Below are 17,023 nucleotides of genomic sequence, written 5' to 3' on the forward strand. Positions count from 1 at the left end.
GTGCTAGGTCGGGACGGTGAGACCAGCAGACACCTGGGGTCGTCCGTCGCGGGCACTGCACCCGGCCAGCGTAAGTAATGGGGTGGCCACCCGTGGTCACCCGGTGTCATTCCCGATCCGGAGGAATCACTTCGCAATGGCCAAGACAATTGCGTACGACGAAGAGGCCCGTCGCGGCCTCGAGCGGGGGCTCAACGCCCTCGCCGACGCGGTAAAGGTGACGTTGGGTCCCAAGGGCCGCAACGTCGTCCTGGAGAAGAAGTGGGGCGCTCCCACGATCACCAACGATGGTGTGTCCATCGCCAAGGAGATCGAGCTGGAGGACCCGTACGAGAAGATCGGCGCCGAGCTGGTCAAGGAAGTCGCCAAGAAGACCGACGACGTCGCCGGTGACGGCACGACGACGGCCACGGTGCTGGCCCAGGCGCTGGTCCGCGAGGGCCTGCGCAACGTGGCGGCCGGCGCCAACCCGCTCGGCCTCAAGCGCGGCATCGAGAAGGCCGTCGAGAAGGTCACCGAGACCCTGCTGAAGTCGGCCAAGGAGGTCGAGACCAAGGACCAGATCGCCGCCACGGCCGCGATCTCCGCGGGCGACCAGTCGATCGGCGACCTGATCGCCGAGGCGATGGACAAGGTCGGCAACGAGGGCGTCATCACCGTCGAGGAGTCCAACACCTTCGGCCTGCAGCTCGAGCTCACCGAGGGTATGCGGTTCGACAAGGGCTACATCTCGGGCTACTTCGTCACCGACGCCGAGCGGCAGGAAGCGGTCCTCGAGGACCCCTTCATCCTGCTGGTCAGCTCCAAGGTGTCGACGGTCAAGGACCTGCTCCCGCTGCTGGAGAAGGTCATTCAGGCCGGCAAGCCGCTGCTGATCATCGCCGAGGACGTCGAGGGCGAGGCGCTGTCCACCCTGGTCGTCAACAAGATCCGCGGCACCTTCAAGTCGGTGGCCGTCAAGGCCCCCGGCTTCGGTGACCGCCGCAAGGCGATGCTGCAGGACATGGCGATCCTCACCGGTGGTCAGGTGATCAGCGAAGAGGTCGGCCTGTCGCTGGAGAGCGCCGACGTGGCGCTGCTCGGTAAGGCCCGCAAGGTCGTCGTCACCAAGGACGAGACCACCATCGTCGAGGGCGCCGGTGACCCCGACGCCATCGCCGGACGCGTGGCCCAGATCCGCCAGGAGATCGAGAACAGCGACTCCGACTACGACCGCGAGAAGCTGCAGGAGCGCCTGGCCAAGCTGGCCGGCGGTGTTGCGGTGATCAAGGCCGGGGCTGCCACCGAGGTGGAGCTCAAGGAGCGCAAGCACCGCATCGAGGACGCGGTGCGCAACGCCAAGGCGGCCGTCGAGGAGGGCATCGTCGCCGGTGGTGGCGTGGCCCTGCTGCACGCGGCCCCGTCCCTGGACGAGCTGAAGCTCTCCGGTGACGAGGCCACCGGAGCCAACATCGTCCGCGTGGCGCTGTCGGCTCCGCTGAAGCAGATCGCCTTCAACGGTGGCCTGGAGCCCGGCGTCGTCGCCGAGAAGGTCAGCAACTCGCCCGCCGGTACCGGCCTGAACGCCGCTACCGGGGAGTACGAGGACCTGCTCAAGGCCGGCGTCGCCGACCCGGTCAAGGTGACCCGCTCGGCGCTGCAGAACGCGGCGTCGATCGCGGCGCTGTTCCTGACGACCGAGGCCGTCGTCGCCGACAAGCCGGAGAAGGCGGCCGCACCCGCGGGCGACCCGACCGGTGGCATGGGCGGTATGGACTTCTAGAAAGTCAACGAAAAGCCCGGCCTGCGTTGCAGGCCGGGCTTTTTCGTGCGCGCCGTGTCGAGTGTGGGGGATATGCGCGTCAACACCCGCGAATTCGTCCACAGCACCCACGCTCGGCGCATACGCAGATGGGCTGTCGCGGCAAATATGCCGGAATGGAGCCATTCCGGGGCAGCGACGCGCTAAGGAACGGCGCGGTTACCCGCAGTCAATTGCGCACCCGATATCGCGCGGTCTTCCGCGACGTGTACATCGCCAGGGGCGCGGAACTGACAGCAGTCGCCAAGGCGCGCGCAGCTTGGCTGGCGACGGGTTCGCCTCTGGCCGGACTGTCTGCCGCAGCGGTCCTCGGCACGAAATGGGTCGATGCGTCGGCGCCCGCGGAGATCGTGCGGCTGGACCGGCACAGTCAGCGGGGCATGGTTGTCCGCAGCTATCAGCTCGCCGCTGACGAGGTGCGCGTCATCGCCGGAATGCGCGTGACCACCGCGGCCCGAACAGCTTTCGACATCGGGCGGGGTTCGCCCACTATCAGGGCCGTCCCCATCCTGGACGCGTTGCTCAACGCGACCGGTATCAAGCCCGCCGAGGTAATCGCTTTGGTTGACCGCCACCGCGGAGCCCGTGGCAGTCTCCGGTTGCGAGCCGCGCTGGATCTGGTCGACGGCGGGGCGGAATCACCTCAGGAGACCCGGGTGCGGCTGCTTCTGGTGCGTGCTGGCCTGCCAAAGCCGGAGACGCAGATCGAGTTTCCCGACCTACGCATCCGGGTCGACATGGGGTGGCGTGAATGGAAGGTCGCGGTGGAGTACGACGGTATCCAGCACTGGGAGGACCGCTATCAACGGTCGTGGGATATCGAGCGAGTCGCCTTGCTGGAGGCGGCCGGCTGGGCGGTGGTCAGGGTGAGCGCCGAGATGTTGTCCAGGCCTGAGGCGTTCGTAGAGCGAGTAAAGGACAAGCTTCGCGAGCGTGGGGCCTATGGCCGGATTCGAGGCGGTTCGCGTGCATAGCGCCCACACTCGGCGGCCCAGGGGTGAACGTCCGGCCCGGGGGCGACGCCGGCTCAGCGGGAGAACACCACGCAGTCGTGCAGGCAGCCCTTCGCCGCGCCCGGAGAGCCGGGGTCGGCCTCGCGGTGCAGCAGCGCGCGGGTCGGCGCGACTTCCAGGCGAACGGCGTCCCCGGCGTCGCTGATCGAGGCCGTGCCGTCGACGATCAGCGAATAGCCGCCGGGCTCGGTCGGGGGCCACAGCAGGGTGACGTCGCGCCGCTGCGCCAGATTCTGCCGGGTGCGGCCGCCGATGAGGCCGATGTCCAGGGTCGCGTCACGCAGCCGCGGCTCGACCGTCACGGTGTGCACGCGGTAGTCGTCGTCGACGGTGACCAGGTAGGCGAACGGGTAGTCGGGAAGGGCGGCGGCCAGGCGCTCGACGTCTACCTGCTTCTTGGTGCGCATGACCCTCCAGGATAGGCGCGGGCCGGGCCGCTACAGCGTGCGCGGAACCCGCGCCGCCGGCAGGCCGAACGTCAGCTGACCGCTGCTGCTGAAGTGGAAACCGAGGTTCTGCAGCACCTGCTGCCAGGGCGCCAGTTTCTCGACGGCCGCCGACGCGTCGGCATGGTAGCCGTACATCGCCTCCACGTCCGACGCCCACATCTGGTCGTAGGCCGCCTCGATGTCGGCGATCGCGGGGGTGTTCTGGCCGAGCCAGTTGGTGGCCGACAACGCGTGCGCCAGGGCGCGATTGGCCGCGACCACCGCGGGCTGCACGGTCGCCGCCAGCGCCCCCTCGAACGCGGCCGCCACGGCCGAGGCCTGGCTGGACACCGCCTGGGCCTGGGCCGCCGCCGCGCTCAGCCAGCTGACGTAATGCGTGGCGAGGGCCATCATCGCCGCCGAGGACGGACCCTGCCAGGAGCCGCTGGCAAGATTTGACGTAACCGAAGAAAACGACGATGCTGACGATGCCAAGTCCTCGGCCAGTCCGTCCCAGGCTTCCGCGGCAGCAAGCAGCGGCCCGGCTCCGGGACCCGAGAAGATTCGTGCCGAGTTGACTTCTGGCGGCAACCACGCAAAATGCGGGCTCGTCACCGGCTCAACTTACCCGGGATCTGGCTGTTTTGGTGGCGTTATTGCGCGGCTACCGGCCGCGGTTGCCGACCTCGCACCAACTTGCCTGGACGAGCGTCTGTGGGCACGCCATTCTCCGCGATCACCTCGCCGGCCACGATCGTCGCGACGTAGCCGTCTGCGGTCTGGTCCAGGCGCCGGCCCCCGGCCGGCAGATCGTAGGTGATGACCGGCTTGTGCAGGCGCAACGCGGCGTGATCGATGACGTTGAGGTCGGCCTTGTAGCCGACGCCGATGCGACCCCGGTCGCCCAGCCCGGCGATGCGGGCCGGCACCGAGGTGAGTTCGCGGACGGCCTCCGGCACCGTGAACCGGCCCGACGCGCGGTCACGGGCCCAATGGGTCAGGAAGTACGTCGAGTAGCTGGCGTCGCAGATCATCCCGTAGTGCGCGCCACCGTCGCCGAGCCCGAGCACCACGTCGTCGCGGTGCAGCAGCTTGCCCACGGTGTCCAGCGAGTTGCCCTGCAGGTTGCTGGTCGCCACCAGCAGCATGGCGCGGCCCTCGTCGTCGAGCAGCCGGTCGTAGGCCTCCTCCATCGGGTTCACCCCGCGGGCCCGCGCCCGCGCCCCGATGGAGGTCGACGGGTCCGGCTCGTAGTCGGGGGTGTCGCTCAGCGGGTAGATCCAGTCCCACATCTGAGCGACGTACAGGATGGGGTGGCCCTGGCCCGGCTTGTCGGCCAGGATGCGGGCGCGGACCTCCGGCTTGCGCATCTCGGCGACCCGCTCGGCCAGTGGCAGGTGCGCGATCTCGCGGTAGCTCGGGTAGAGCACGAACGGGTTGGCGGACAGCTGCAGGCCGATGATCAGCCCGATCGGGCGCGGTAGCAGCTGCGCGGTGATCCGGGGGTCGGCGTCGCCGGCCCTGGAATTCGCCTTCTCGATCATCGTGATGGCGTCCTCCCACGTGGGATCGCCCGAGTTGGCGACCACCAGCGTGAAGGTCAGCGGCAGGCCGACGTCCTCGGCGACGTCGAACACCGTCTGCAGCACCGGCTCGTAGCCGCCGGCCGGGATGTCCGGCACGAACTGCAGCAACCCGCCGCCGCCGTCGACGACACCGCGGGCGATCTCCTCGATCTCCTCGCGGGCGGCGTCGTAACTCGGGATGGGCGAACCGCTTTCGGTCTTGTGGATGGTCAGCCGCGACGACGCAAAGCCGAGCGCGCCGACCTCGACCGCCTCCTTGGCCAGCGCCCGCATCTTGGCGAGGTCGTCGGCGGTGGCCGGCTCGCGGTCGGCGCCGCGCTGACCCATCACGTAGACCCGCAGCGGCGAGTGCGGCAGGTAGGCGGCGACGTCGATGTCCCGCTTGCCGGCGTCCAGCGCGTCCAGGTACTCGGGGAACGTCTCCCACGTCCAGGGCAGGCCGTCGGTCATGACGACCCCGGGGATGTCCTCGACGCCGGCCATCACGTCGACCAGGACGTCGTGGTCGGACTGGCGGCACGGCGCGAAGCCGACGCCACAGTTGCCCATGACCACCGTGGTCACGCCGTGCGCCGACGACGGCGTCAGGCGTTCCGACCAGATGGACTGGCCGTCGTAATGGGTGTGCAGGTCGACGAAGCCCGGGGTGACCAGGAGGCCGGTGGCGTCGATCTCCCGCTCGGCGCGCTCGCCGTTGACCCGACCGACGGCCGTGATGACGCCGTCGCGCACCGCGACGTCGCCGACGTACGGCTCACCACCCAACCCGTCGACGATGGTGCCGTTGCGGATGATCAGGTCGTAAGTCATGCAAATAATCTACGACCGCGCCCGCCGGTCGTGCCAGGATCTAGTGTCGCTGGTATGGCCAACACCTCCAGCCCCGATGCCGCCGTCCAGGAACTGCTCCGCGACGCGTTCACCCGGTTGATCGAACACGTCGACGACATCGCCGACGGCCTGACCGACGCGGTCGCCGAGTACCGGGTGACCCCGGGCGCCAACAGCATCGCCTGGTTGCTGTGGCACAGCGCCCGGGTGCAGGACCTCCAGCTGGCCGACGTGGCCGGGGTGGAGCAGGTCTGGTTGCGCGACGGCTGGGTGGACCGGTTCGGGCTGGACCTGCCGCGCAACGACACCGGCTACGGTCACGGGCCCGAACAGGTGGCCAAGGTCAAGGCGCCCGTGGATCTGCTGTCCGGCTACTACCACGCGGTGCACAAGCTCACGCTCGAATACATCGCCGGCGTGACCGCCGGCGAGCTGGAGCGGGTGGTCGACACCAACTGGGACCCGCCGGTCACGGCCGGCGCCCGGTTGGTGAGCATCATCGACGACTGCGCCCAACATCTCGGTCAGGCCGCCTACGTTCGCGGAATCGCGCCCTAACGGTTTCCCGGCGTGCGAATCGTGGCCGCCGTCTTCAGGGCGGTGCTGTGGCTGGCGACCACCGTCGCGCTGGCCGTGGCCATTCCGGCGTCGTGGCTGCAGCTGAACGTGGTCAGCGAGGGCGGCTACGTCGCGCTGGCCCAGCGGGCCGCCGGTGACCCCGGCCTGCAGTCCGCCGCCGCGGACGAACTGGCCAACCGCGCGATGGCGCTCATCGCCGAGCACAACGGCGGACGCCAGCCGGTCGAGGGCGCCGAGGTGCACCTGGCCGCCGTCGCGTTCACGGCCGGGCCCGCCTTTCCGGCGCTGTTCGCCCAGGCGAACCGGGCGGCCCATCGCTGGCTGTTCACCGCCGGCGGCGCCGGCGACTCGTGGTCTATCGACGTGGCGCCGATGCTCGAGGACGCCTCGATGCAGCGGACACTGAGCCGCCACAACGTGAAAGTGCCTGCGACGCTGACGGTTCCGTTGACGGAGTCGGCACCCTCGGCCCACGGTTGGCTGCGGCCGGGCCGGCTGAGCCCGCTCGCCGCGGGGGGTCCGTGGGTGAGCGCCGGCGCGGTTGCCCTCAGCGTCGTCTGCGCCGTGCTGCTGTTGGCCACGGCGCGCCGCCGCGGCAAGGCGCTCACCAGCCTCGGGGTCTCGGCGTTGCTGGTCGGCGCCGCCGGCTGGGCGGGCATCGAGATCGCCGGTCGCCACGTCGGCGACGCGCTCAACCGCACCACCGACGACGTCCGCCGCATCGCCGAGGTGATGGTCGCCCACGCCGAGGTGGGCCTGCACGAATGGCTCGACCTCACCCTGCTCGTGGGGGTCGCGCTGGTGGTCGGCGGTGTGCTCGTCGCGATGTTGGGCAGCCTGGCCAAGAAGCCGGCCGGCTAGCCGAAGGTGAACGAAAACACCTGCAGCCCAGGGCTTATCCGCATGTCGAGCCGGTCGCTGTGCGCCGCCTCATCGGCCACGATCGGGTGCAGTGTCGGTGGCCCGCCGATCGCCGTCGTCGTCGCCTTGCCGTCCCGGGACACCGTCAGGGTGCCCGTTCCGCCCACGACGACGTAGACGTCCTTGGCGGTGTAGTTCAGCCGGATGCCGGCGTCGTCGCTGTCGGCGGTGGCGCCCTGGTCGTCCAGCTTCCACCGGCCGCGCAGCGCGAACGTGTCGCCGGCCAGCTGCGGCGGATAGCCGAACGCGCCCGACTTGTAATCGCCTGGGCCGCCGTAGTTTCGGGCCCGGTCGATCCCCAGATACGTCTCGGGCGTGAGCCGGGTCTGCGGTGTGGTGTCCGCCGAATGCGTCGGGCCGGGCAGCCGGATATCCGGATGGGCGTCGACGAGCAGCTCGCGGATCAGCCTCTCGGTGCCGTCGTAGTCGCCTTCGCCGAACTTGGTATGCCGGACCGTCCCGGTCGCGTCGATCAGGTATTCGGCTGGCCAGTACAGGTTTTGGTAGTTGTTCCACGTGGTGTAGCCGTTGTCCAGCGCGACGGGGTAGCTGATGTGCAGCGCGTCCGCGCCGCTGGCCACATTGGCCGGTACCCGCTCGAAGGCGTACTCGGGGGTGTGCACCCCGATGGCGACGAACCCGGCGTCGTGATACCGGTTGTACCAATCGATTACGTGCGGGATGGCGCGCTGGCAGTTGATGCACGAGTACGCCCAGAAGTCGATCAGTACCACCTTGCCGCGCAGCGACGCCAGGTCGACCGGGGCGCCGCCGGGGGTGTTCAGCCACTGCGTGATGCCGCTGACCGCGGGTGCCGGTCCGCAGGCCTCGAGCCGCTCCGCGCCGTCGGTGCAGTCGCTCAGCGCGCCGCCGCCAGGCGCGCCGAGCCGCTGGCGGATCTCGTTGGCGCCGACCGCTTTCTGCATCGCCGCCGTGTAGTCGGGGACCGCGCGTTGCAGCGTCGCCGGCAGGTTGAACACCAGCGCGACGGCGAGGACGATCATGGTGATTCCGCCGGCGATCTGCACGATGCGCTGCCGCCGGCGGAAGGCGCCGACGCGCTCGGCGACACCCCGCCCGGCCAACGCGAAGGCCAGCAGCGGCAAAGCGGTGCCGATCGCGAACGCGGCGGTCAGGATCACAATGGGCAGGCCGATGGAGGCGGTGCCGCCCGCGACCACGATCGCGGCCAGCACCGGACCCGCGCATGGCACGTACAACGCGCCCAGCGTCAGGCCCAGCACGAAACCGCTTACCCCGGTTCCCGGTTGGCGTTGCGGCAGGCGCGCGAACGGCCGCTCGATCAGGTGCTGCAGCGGTGGGAAGATCAGGCCGAGGCCGATGAGCGTCAGCACCACCAACGCGGCCCAGCGGATCGCGTCCTGCGGCAGGTGCAGCGCCGACAGGATGGCCGAGCCGACCAGCGTCACCGCGCCGAAGCTGCAGACCAGGCCCGCGATCACGAGGTAGGGCCGGGCGGCCCGGCGGCGCGCTGGGGTGCCGTCCACGCCGGAGAAGAACACCACCGGGAGCACCGGCAGGATGCACGGCGAGATCCCGGTGATCAGTCCGCCGAGGAATCCGATGAGCGCGATGGTGTGCATAGCTACTTACACCCCTACCCGCGCCGAATGGTTCACGTGACCCAGCGCAAATCACACCCCGTGCGTTATACAAATCACACAATGTGCGTTACGCTCCATCGGTGGCGCAGCTAACCTTCCAACGCGCCCGCACCGAGGAGAAGAAGCGCCAACGTGCGGAGGCACTGGTGGAAGCCGCGCGTTCGCTGGCCCTCGAGACCGGCGTCACCTCGGTCACCTTGACCGCCGTCGCCAACCGGGCCGGCATTCACTACTCCGCCGTCCGTCGCTACTTCACCTCGCACAAGGAAGTGCTCCTGCACCTGGCCGCCGAGGGCTGGGTGCGCTGGTCGAACACCGTGTCCGAGAAGCTGGCCGAGCCCGGCCCCAAGTCGCCGTCGGAAATCGCCGAAACGCTGGCGAACGCGCTGGCCGAGGACCCCCTGTTCTGCGACCTGCTGGCCAACCTGCACCTGCACCTCGAGCACGAGGTGGACGTCGAGCGGGTCGTCGAGGTCAAGCGCATCAGCACCGCCGCCACGCTCTCTCTCGCCGATTCCATCGAAAGCGCGGTGCCCGGAATCGGCCGCTCCAGGTCGCTCGACATCCTGCTGGCCGCGTACTCGCTGGCGGCCACGCTGTGGCAGGTGGCCAACCCGCCGGAGCGCCTCACCGACGTCTACGCCGAGGAGCCGGAAGTGGTTCCCCCCGAGTGGAACACCGACTTCGCGTCCGCCCTCACTCGCCTACTGACCGCCACGTGCGTGGGGCTCATCTCGGGATCGCAATGAACGCAGAGGGGAGGCCGGGGGGTATGGCTCGGCGAACTGCAGCCGCTGAACACGGGAAGGACTTGGAGCGCGCATGACGACGACCGAGCCAAGGACCGAGCCGCTGGAGAAGCACGGCTCCGCCGGCAAGGGCGGCGACAAGGTCGCTCCGCGCCGCGCCGGGAAACAGGGGATTTTCGGGCGCTACTGGTTGGTGCTGACAATCGCAGCCGTCCTCGCGGTGTCGGGATTCGTCGTCTACCGATTGCACGGCATCTTCGGCGTTCACCCCGGTTCGTTCGGTGGTGGCACCTCGGGCGAGGTCCTCGACCAGTTCAACGCCAAGACGATCACGCTCGAGGTCTGGGGCTCGCCGGGCAGCACGGCGACCATCAACTACCTCGACGAAAACACCCATCCGCAGCAGGCACTCAACGTGCCCTTGCCCTGGAGCAAAATATTGAGTTCAACGAAGCCCGGCATCCCGGCAAACCTGGTGGCGCAAGGAGACGGGAGTTGGATCGCCTGCCGATTCGTTGTGAACAACCACGACGGCCACGGTGACATCATCAAAGCCCCGAATCGCTCGGATTCCAACGAAACCGTGAACCCCTTCGTCTACTGCCTGGACAAGTCCGCATGAGCGAGCCGAGCGAGGCTGAATCGGTCGCGCCGCCAATCTCGCAGCCGCTGATCCCGCCATTCCTGCCGAGGATGATCCACCGGCTGGCGCTGCCGATAGTCCTGGTGTGGCTTGGCATCGTCTTCGTCACCAACACCGTGGCGCCCCAACTGGAGGTCGTCTCCAAAACCCATTCGGTGTCGATGAGTCCAACGGACGCGCCATCGTTTCAGTCGATGATGAAGGTCGGGTCGACGTTCAAGGAGTTCGACTCCGACAGCTCGGCGATGGTCTTGTTGGAGGGTGATAAGCCGCTCGGCGCAGAAGCGCACCGCTACTACGACGAGATCGTCAGGCGCCTCGAGCAAGACAAGAAACACGTTCAGCACGTGCAGGATTTCTGGAGCGATCCGCTGACCGCCGCGGGTTCCCAGAGCCACGACCAGAAGGCCGCCTACGTCCAGGTCTACCTCGCCGGCAACATGGGCGGCGGCCTATCCGCCGAGTCCGCCGACGCCGTCCGCAAGATCGTCAATTCGGTGCCCGCCCCGCAGGGAATCAAGGCGTACGTCACGGGCGCGGGTCCGTTGTTTGCCGACCAGTCCCACGCCGGTGAGAAAGGCGTCGCAATAGTCACCATGGTCACGATCCTGGTGATCATCGTCATGCTGCTCTTCGTCTATCGCTCGCTGGTCACCGTCCTTGCCGTGATGTTCATGGTCTTCGTCGAATTGGCGGCGGCCCGAGGGGTCGTGGCTTTGCTGGCCAACTACGACATCATCGGCCTCTCCACGTTCGCCAACAATCTGTTGGTGTTGATCGCGATCGCCGCCGGAACGGACTACGCGATTTTCGTGGTCGGCCGCTACCACGAGGCCCGCGGTCTGGGCGAGACTCGCGAACAGGCCTTCTACACCATGTTCCATAGCACCGCGCACGTCGTACTCGGGTCGGGCCTGACCATCGCCGGCGCGATGTACTGCATGAGCTTCTGCCGATTGCCATATTTCGCGTCGCTGGGTGCGCCGTGCGCCATCGGCATGTTGGTGGCGGTGCTCGCGGCGTTGACCCTGGGCCCTGCAGTGCTGACCGTGGCGTCATTCTTCAAGCTCCTGGACCCGAAGCGCACGCTGCAGACTCGGGGCTGGCGCCGCATCGGTACCACCGTCGTCCGCTGGCCGGCACCGGTTCTCGCGGTGACCATCGCGGCCGCGCTGGTTGGCCTGCTCGCCCTGTCCGGCTACACGACGGACTACGACAACCGCCACTTCCTGCCGGCGGACACCCCGGCCAATGTCGGTTACGCGGCCGCGGACCGGCATTTCGACCAGGCTCGGCTCAACCCCGAACTGTTGATGATCCAGACCGATCACGACCTGCGTAACCCGGCCGATTTCCTGGTCCTGGACAAGGTCGCCAAGGCGGTCTTCCACATCCCCGGTATCGGCCGGGTGCAGACCATTACCCGGCCGTTGGGCACGCCGCTGGACCACAGCACCCTCGGTTTTCAGATGAGCGCACAAGCCGCGGGGCGGATCCAGACCCAGCACTATCAGGACGAGCAGGCGAACAACCTGCTCAAGCAGGCGGACGAGCTCAAGAAAACGATGGCGTTGTTGCATGAGCAGATGCAGGTCACCCAGGACCTCAGCAACACGACACATGAAACCACCCGGCTCACCAAGGAGACGGTGGAGATCACCGCAACGTTGCGCGACGAAATCGCCAACTTCGACGATTTCTTCCGGCCGATCCGCAGCTTCTTCTACTGGGAGAGGCACTGCTACGACATTCCGGTCTGCTGGGCGCTCCGATCGATCTTCAACGCGCTCGACGGCATCGACCAGGTGGCCCAGAACATCGTGAACCTCAGCGCGAACCTCGACAAGTTGGATCAGATTCAGCCGAAGCTGGTGGCGCTGATACCGCCGCAGATCGCGAGTCAGCAGCACAACCTCGACACCATCATGTCGAACTACGCGACCACTATGGGTCTTAACGAACAGGCCAGGGCGCAGTCCGACAATGCCACCGCCCAGGGCGATGCCTTCGACAAAGCGAAGAACGACGACACGTTCTATCTACCGCCGGAGGCGTTCAACAGCCCGGATTTCGCACGGGGTCTCAAACAGTTCATCTCGCCGGACGGGCACTCCGTCCGGTTGATCATCTCCCATGAAGGCGACCCGGCGAGTCCTGAGGGCATCAGCCACATCGAACCGATCAAGCAGGCGGTGCACGAGGCGATCAAGGGCACGCCCTGGGAGGGCTCCAAGGTCTACCTCGGCGGTACCGCCGCGACGTACAAGGACATGCACGACAGCTCCGACATCGACCTGATGATCGCCGGAATCTCTGCGGCCACACTGATTTTCATCATCATGCTGGTGATCACCCGAAGCGCCGTGGCGGCCTTCGTGATCGTCGGTACGGTGTTGCTGTCGCTGGGCGCGTCATTCGGACTCTCCGTGCTTCTCTGGCAGTACATCCTGGGCATGAAGTTGCACTGGATGGTGCTCGCGATGGCGATCATCATGCTGCTGGCGGTCGGCTCGGACTACAACCTGCTGTTGATATCGCGGTTCAAAGAGGAGATCCACGCCGGCCTCAAAACGGGCACGATCCGCGCCATGGCGGGTTCGGGCTCGGTGGTGACCGCCGCCGGTCTGGTGTTCGCCGCGACCATGGCGACGTTCATGTTCAGCCCGCTGATGGTGATGGCCCAAGTGGGGACGACGATCGCGCTGGGCCTGTTGTTCGACACCTTGATCGTGCGGTCGTTCATGACGCCGTCGCTGGCCACCCTGCTCGGGCGCTGGTTCTGGTGGCCGCAGCACGTGCGTCCGCGGCCGGCCAGCACCATGCTGCGACCGTACGGACCGCGTCCCGCTGTGCGCGAGTTGCTCCTCAAGAACGTCGATGAGCACCCGGTGGGCGGAGTGGTGCAGCCGCGCTGATACCACGAGGTCGCGTGGATTCCGAGATCACCGCTGACGTGACGGACTGCGGGTCGCGCGCGGAGGCAAAAAAATCCGCGCGTCCTTCCTCAGCGGACGCGCGGACTTTTTTGAGGCGTTAGGCCCAGTTCCACACCGACATATCGCCGGGCGGGTATTGCGCGCACACGTCGGTGGCCTTCGCGACGACGCCCTTGTTGTTGAAGAAGAGCTTCATGTGGTTGGGCCACGCGTACCACAGCGGGTCGTTGTTGTAGAAGTTCTCGGAGTAGGTGCGGCGGTCCTCCGGCGACAGGGAGTAGAACCAGTGCACCTTGTCGATCGTCGCCTGCTGGACGTTCGGGTGGTTGTTGAAGTCGATCATGTAGCGCTGGTAGTACACCGGGCTGGTATCGCGGGTGGCCGCCATGATCTGCTCTGCGTCGCAGGTGGTGCTGATCATCCTGCGCGGAATCGGGAAGTCCTCCGTCGAATCGGCGACGGCGGTCTTCGGGAAGACGGCCGCGGCGATGCCGAGGGCGAGGAAGGCGGCGCCTGCGCGCAAGCCAGTGTTCAGCCGAGACATAGCTGTAACGGTAACACTTTTTGAGCGGCGGCGGCCAGGTTCCTAGTTTGTCTCAGCATTGGTCCCGATCAGGCACGATGACGTGTGTGGGGTCGGGCCGCAGCTCCGGCGGGGCCTGGCTGTAGTCGCCGAACGGGCCATCGCGGCGCTCGACGGCCGCCCGCACGCCCTCGGTCTCGGCGGTCTTGATGAAGTCGAGGGCGTCGGGGGTGTTGCGCATCAGGCCGTCGAGGATGCCGCCGAGCGTCTGGGTGGACGCCAGCCCCATGTTCTCGTAGGCCTGGTTGACGATCAGTTTCTGCGCCCGCAGCTGCGACAGCGGGATGCGGGCCAGCTCGGCGGCGATCTCGGCGACCCGGGCCTCCAGGCGCTCGAACGGCACCGCTTCGTTGATCAGCTCGATCTCGGCCGCCTGGACGCCGGTGAGCGGCCGCCCGGTCAGCGAATGCCACTTGACCTTGGCGAAGCTGAGCCGGTAGAGCCACATCCCGCTCAGGTAGGCGCCCCACATCCGGCTGTACGGGGTGCCGATCACCGCGTCGTTGCTGGCGATGACCAGATCGGCGCACAGCGCGTAGTCGCTGGCCCCGCCGACGCACCAGCCGTGCACCTGGGCGATGACCGGCTTGGACGCCCGCCAGATGGCCATGAATTTCTGCGTCGGTGCGGTCTCGCGGGCGGTGACCATCGCGAAGTCCTTGCCGGGGTCCCAGTGGCCATCGGTCATCATGGCCTCGCCCCACTGTTGGAAGCCGCCGCCGAAGTCGTAGCCACCGGAGAAGGCCCGGCCGGCGCCGCGCAGCACGATGACCTTGATCTCCGGGTCGCGCTCCGCCAGCCCGACGGCCGCCTCGATCTCATCGGGCATCGGCGGCACGATGGTGTTGAGCTGCTCCGGACGGTTCAGCGTGACGGTGGCCACCGGGCCGGACGTCGTGTACAGCAGCGTCTCGAAGTCGCTACCTGGCATGGCTTCCTTAGGGGTCGGGCTGGCGGTTTTCCGGTGACGACGCGTAGATGCGGTCACCGATCTTGAGATATGGCGTCGTCAGGTACGCCGACATGACGGCCAGGCCGGTGAAGATCACCGCCACACAGACGGCGTTGGGCCAGAGCTTGCCCGTGCCGACGGCGAAACACACGGTGCCGATCGCCGCGGTCGCCCAGTAGAACCGCCGGCCGGCCCGGCGGTCACCGATGAACCGGTAGCGCGCCTGCGCCGCCGAAACCAGCACGAAGATCAATCCGGTCGCCAGCAGGGTGAGTTCGATGCGTTGGGTCGCGGACACGTCGACGATCTTATGACCCGGAGCGCGGTCCCCCCAGCATCCGCCACAGGAACGAGTAGGTCAGCGCCGACTTGAACGCGACCTGCTGGTTGTCGGCGGCGCCGGCGTGGCCGCCCTCGATGTTCTCGTAGTAGAAGACCGGGTGCCCCGCGGCCTCGAGGGCGGCCGTCATCTTGCGGGCATGGCCCGGGTGCACCCGATCGTCGCGCGTGGAGGTGGTCATCAGCACCGGCGGATAGTGGCGCGTCGCCGAAATATTCTGGTACGGCGAATATTCGGCGATGAAGGCCCAATCCTGCGGGTTGTCCGGGTCGCCGTACTCGGCCATCCACGAGGCGCCGGCGAGCAGCAGGTGGTAGCGCTTCATGTCCAGCAGCGGGACGCTGCACACCAGCGCGCCGAATCTGTCGGGGTAGCGGGTCAGCATGATGCCCATCAGCAGGCCGCCGTTGCTGCCGCCCTGCGCGCCCAGCTGGTCGACGGTCGTGATGCCGCGGTTCACCAAATCGGTTGCCACGGCGGCGAAGTCCTCGGCAACCTTGTGCCGGTTCTCGCGCATGGCCTGGGTGTGCCAGCGGGGGCCGTATTCGCCGCCGCCGCGGATGTTGGCGAGCACGTAGGTGCCGCCCCGGGCCAGCCAGAGCCGGCCGAGCACGCCGCTGTACGCGGGGGTGTTGGAGGATTCGAAGCCGCCGTAGCCATACAGCATGGTGGGGCCCGGGCCTTGCGCGTCGGCCGGTCGCACCACGAAGTAGGGGATGGGCGTGCCGTCCTCGGAGTCCACGAAATGCTGTGCCACCGTGAGGTTTCCGGCGTCGAAGAAGGCGGGCGCCGACTTGACCTGCTCGAGCGGGCCGGCGCCGGTGCCGCGTATCAGCCGCGAGGGCGTGACGAATCCGCTGGAATCGAGGAAGAACTCGTCGCCGGTGTCGTCGGCGGCGACGACGACGGTGTTGGTCGCCTCCGGGATGCCGGCGACCGGCTCGCGCCGCCAGCCGTCACCCGACGGCGAGGGCGGCGTGACGATCTCCACCCGGCTGGCCACGTCGGCGAGGGTGACCATCAACAACCGGTCGCGCGTCCACGCGTAGTGATTCAGCGCGGTGTGCTCGTCGGGCTCGTATACCACGCTCAATTGGGCCGTCCCGGCAAGGAATTCGTCGTAGTTGGCGGCCAGCAGGGAACCGGCGGGGTAGCCGTCGGCGCCATAGAACCAGTCGGTGCGCAGCTCGATCAACAGCCATTCGCGGTGTATCGACAGGCTGGCGTCGGTGGGCGCGTCGATCCGGATCAGCTCGGTGCCCCGCAGTTCGTAGACCTCTTCGTTCCAGAAGTCCAGGGCCCGCCCCAGCAGCGTGCGCTCGAAGCCGGGCGTGCGGTCCACCGACGCGGACACGCGGACATCGGTGCGGGCGCCGGAGAACACGATTTCCGCGTCGGTCAGCGGAGTGCCCCGGCGCCAGCGCTTGATCACCCGCGGATAGCCGGAGTCGGTGAGCGAGCCGTCACCGAAGTCGGTGCCGACCAGGACGGTATCGGAGTCCACCCAGGCGACCTGCGACTTGGCCTCCGGCAGCGCGAATCCGTCGGCAATGAATTCCCTTGTCGCCATGTCGAATTCGCGCACAATGGAGGCGTCCGAGCCGCCCCGGGACAGCGCGACCAGCGCGCGCGTGTATTCGGGTTCGATGACGCCGGCGCCGGCCCACACCCACTTCTCGTCGTCGGCCCGGCCCAATTCGTCGACGTCGATCAGCACGTCCCACTCGGGGGCGTCCGTGCGGTAGCTGTCCAGCGTCGTGCGCCGCCATAGTCCGCGCGGGTTGGCGGCGTCGCGCCAGAAGTTGTACAGGTACTCCCCGCGGCGGACCACGTACGGGATGCGGGCATCGGTGTCGAGCACCTCGAGCGCCTCGGCGCGCATCCGTTCGAATTCCGCGTCCCGGAACGCCGCCAGCGTCGGTTCGTTGCGCGCCCGCACCCAATCCAGCGCCTCGTCGCCGGTGACATCCTCGAGCCACAGGTACGGGTCGGCGGGATCTTCGCGGTCGGCGGCGGCGTGTGACGTCATGGACGCC

Annotated in this window: 15 protein-coding genes; 7 read left to right on the forward strand and 8 right to left on the reverse strand. The window is 67.9% G+C overall.

Annotated elements, in window-relative coordinates; all coding sequences use genetic code 11:
* The first annotated feature begins 136 nt into the window (after window positions 1-136).
* Both groL and BRW65_RS11540 read left to right on the forward strand, forming a co-directional pair.
* Entirely contained in the window at window positions 137-1,762 is a 1,626-nt protein-coding gene (groL, locus tag BRW65_RS11535; protein WP_073874616.1) for a chaperonin GroEL, read from the forward strand.
* A gap of 155 nt (window positions 1,763-1,917) precedes the next feature.
* Window positions 1,918-2,775, forward strand: coding sequence for an endonuclease domain-containing protein (locus BRW65_RS11540; RefSeq protein WP_073874751.1), 858 nt, complete (start codon window positions 1,918-1,920; stop codon window positions 2,773-2,775).
* A gap of 53 nt (window positions 2,776-2,828) precedes the next feature.
* Here BRW65_RS11540 and BRW65_RS11545 read toward each other — a convergent pair whose 3' ends face one another.
* The 3 genes from BRW65_RS11545 to BRW65_RS11555 are packed head-to-tail and all read right to left on the reverse strand — an operon-like array spanning window position 2,829 to window position 5,638.
* Entirely contained in the window at window positions 2,829-3,221 is a 393-nt protein-coding gene (locus tag BRW65_RS11545; RefSeq protein WP_073874618.1) for a hypothetical protein, read from the reverse strand.
* Window positions 3,222-3,251: 30 nt separating this feature from the next.
* Entirely contained in the window at window positions 3,252-3,857 is a 606-nt protein-coding gene (locus BRW65_RS11550) for a PPE family protein (RefSeq protein WP_073874620.1), read from the reverse strand.
* Window positions 3,858-3,895: 38 nt separating this feature from the next.
* Window positions 3,896-5,638: an N-acyl-D-amino-acid deacylase family protein gene (locus BRW65_RS11555; RefSeq protein WP_073874622.1), complete on the reverse strand. Its 1,743-nt coding sequence runs from the start codon at window positions 5,636-5,638 to the stop codon at window positions 3,896-3,898.
* Window positions 5,639-5,692: 54 nt separating this feature from the next.
* Here BRW65_RS11555 and BRW65_RS11560 point away from each other — a divergent pair, with 54 nt between their 5' ends.
* Both BRW65_RS11560 and BRW65_RS11565 read left to right on the forward strand, forming a co-directional pair.
* A complete protein-coding gene (locus BRW65_RS11560) occupies window positions 5,693-6,217 on the forward strand; it encodes a mycothiol transferase (RefSeq protein WP_073874624.1) in 525 nt (174 codons plus the stop codon).
* Window positions 6,218-6,229: 12 nt separating this feature from the next.
* Window positions 6,230-7,099, forward strand: a complete 870-nt coding sequence (locus tag BRW65_RS11565) for a hypothetical protein (protein WP_073874626.1) — start codon at window positions 6,230-6,232, stop codon at window positions 7,097-7,099.
* Here the strand turns inward: BRW65_RS11565 and BRW65_RS11570 are convergent.
* Entirely contained in the window at window positions 7,096-8,763 is a 1,668-nt protein-coding gene (locus tag BRW65_RS11570) for a cytochrome c biogenesis protein CcdA (RefSeq protein WP_073874628.1), read from the reverse strand. The genes BRW65_RS11565 and BRW65_RS11570 overlap by 4 nt on opposite strands.
* 83 nt (window positions 8,764-8,846) lie before the next feature.
* On the opposite strand from BRW65_RS11570, the gene BRW65_RS11575 reads away from it, so the two are divergent.
* From BRW65_RS11575 to BRW65_RS11585, 3 genes are all read left to right on the forward strand, one after another.
* On the forward strand, window positions 8,847-9,533 hold the full coding sequence (locus BRW65_RS11575) for a TetR family transcriptional regulator (RefSeq protein ID WP_139273002.1): 687 nt from the start codon (window positions 8,847-8,849) through the stop codon (window positions 9,531-9,533).
* Window positions 9,534-9,606: 73 nt separating this feature from the next.
* Window positions 9,607-10,155, forward strand: coding sequence for an MmpS family transport accessory protein (locus tag BRW65_RS11580; protein ID WP_073874630.1), 549 nt, complete (start codon window positions 9,607-9,609; stop codon window positions 10,153-10,155).
* Entirely contained in the window at window positions 10,152-13,091 is a 2,940-nt protein-coding gene (locus BRW65_RS11585; RefSeq protein ID WP_073874632.1) for an RND family transporter, read from the forward strand. Before BRW65_RS11580 ends, BRW65_RS11585 begins: the two co-directional genes overlap by 4 nt.
* 118 nt (window positions 13,092-13,209) lie before the next feature.
* Here the strand turns inward: BRW65_RS11585 and BRW65_RS11590 are convergent, their stop codons facing one another.
* The 4 genes from BRW65_RS11590 to BRW65_RS11605 are packed head-to-tail and all read right to left on the reverse strand — an operon-like array spanning window position 13,210 to window position 17,016.
* The gene (locus BRW65_RS11590; protein ID WP_073874634.1) at window positions 13,210-13,656 is read right to left on the reverse strand and encodes a DUF5078 domain-containing protein; all 447 of its coding nucleotides are present in this window, start codon (window positions 13,654-13,656) and stop codon (window positions 13,210-13,212) included.
* A gap of 52 nt (window positions 13,657-13,708) precedes the next feature.
* Window positions 13,709-14,626: a crotonase/enoyl-CoA hydratase family protein gene (locus tag BRW65_RS11595; protein ID WP_073874636.1), complete on the reverse strand. Its 918-nt coding sequence runs from the start codon at window positions 14,624-14,626 to the stop codon at window positions 13,709-13,711.
* A 7-nt stretch (window positions 14,627-14,633) separates the two neighbouring features.
* Entirely contained in the window at window positions 14,634-14,945 is a 312-nt protein-coding gene (locus tag BRW65_RS11600) for a hypothetical protein (RefSeq protein ID WP_073874638.1), read from the reverse strand.
* A 10-nt stretch (window positions 14,946-14,955) separates the two neighbouring features.
* Window positions 14,956-17,016, reverse strand: coding sequence for a prolyl oligopeptidase family serine peptidase (locus BRW65_RS11605; RefSeq protein ID WP_073874753.1), 2,061 nt, complete (start codon window positions 17,014-17,016; stop codon window positions 14,956-14,958).
* Between the last annotated feature and the right edge of the window lie 7 nt (window positions 17,017-17,023).

The organism is Mycobacterium paraffinicum (assembly GCF_001907675.1).
GTDB classification, from domain to species: Bacteria; Actinomycetota; Actinomycetes; order Mycobacteriales; family Mycobacteriaceae; genus Mycobacterium; species Mycobacterium paraffinicum_A.

Coding starts and splice junctions, on each gene's coding strand:
- groL (WP_073874616.1), top strand. CDS start 137: ATGGCCAAGACAATTGCGTACGACGAAGAGGCCCGTCGCGGCCTCGAG.
- BRW65_RS11540 (WP_073874751.1), top strand. CDS start 1,918: ATGGAGCCATTCCGGGGCAGCGACGCGCTAAGGAACGGCGCGGTTACC.
- BRW65_RS11545 (WP_073874618.1), bottom strand. CDS start 3,221: ATGCGCACCAAGAAGCAGGTAGACGTCGAGCGCCTGGCCGCCGCCCTT.
- BRW65_RS11555 (WP_073874622.1), bottom strand. CDS start 5,638: ATGACTTACGACCTGATCATCCGCAACGGCACCATCGTCGACGGGTTG.
- BRW65_RS11560 (WP_073874624.1), top strand. CDS start 5,693: ATGGCCAACACCTCCAGCCCCGATGCCGCCGTCCAGGAACTGCTCCGC.
- BRW65_RS11570 (WP_073874628.1), bottom strand. CDS start 8,763: ATGCACACCATCGCGCTCATCGGATTCCTCGGCGGACTGATCACCGGG.
- BRW65_RS11580 (WP_073874630.1), top strand. CDS start 9,607: ATGACGACGACCGAGCCAAGGACCGAGCCGCTGGAGAAGCACGGCTCC.
- BRW65_RS11585 (WP_073874632.1), top strand. CDS start 10,152: ATGAGCGAGCCGAGCGAGGCTGAATCGGTCGCGCCGCCAATCTCGCAG.
- BRW65_RS11590 (WP_073874634.1), bottom strand. CDS start 13,656: ATGTCTCGGCTGAACACTGGCTTGCGCGCAGGCGCCGCCTTCCTCGCC.
- BRW65_RS11595 (WP_073874636.1), bottom strand. CDS start 14,626: ATGCCAGGTAGCGACTTCGAGACGCTGCTGTACACGACGTCCGGCCCG.
- BRW65_RS11605 (WP_073874753.1), bottom strand. CDS start 17,016: ATGACGTCACACGCCGCCGCCGACCGCGAAGATCCCGCCGACCCGTAC.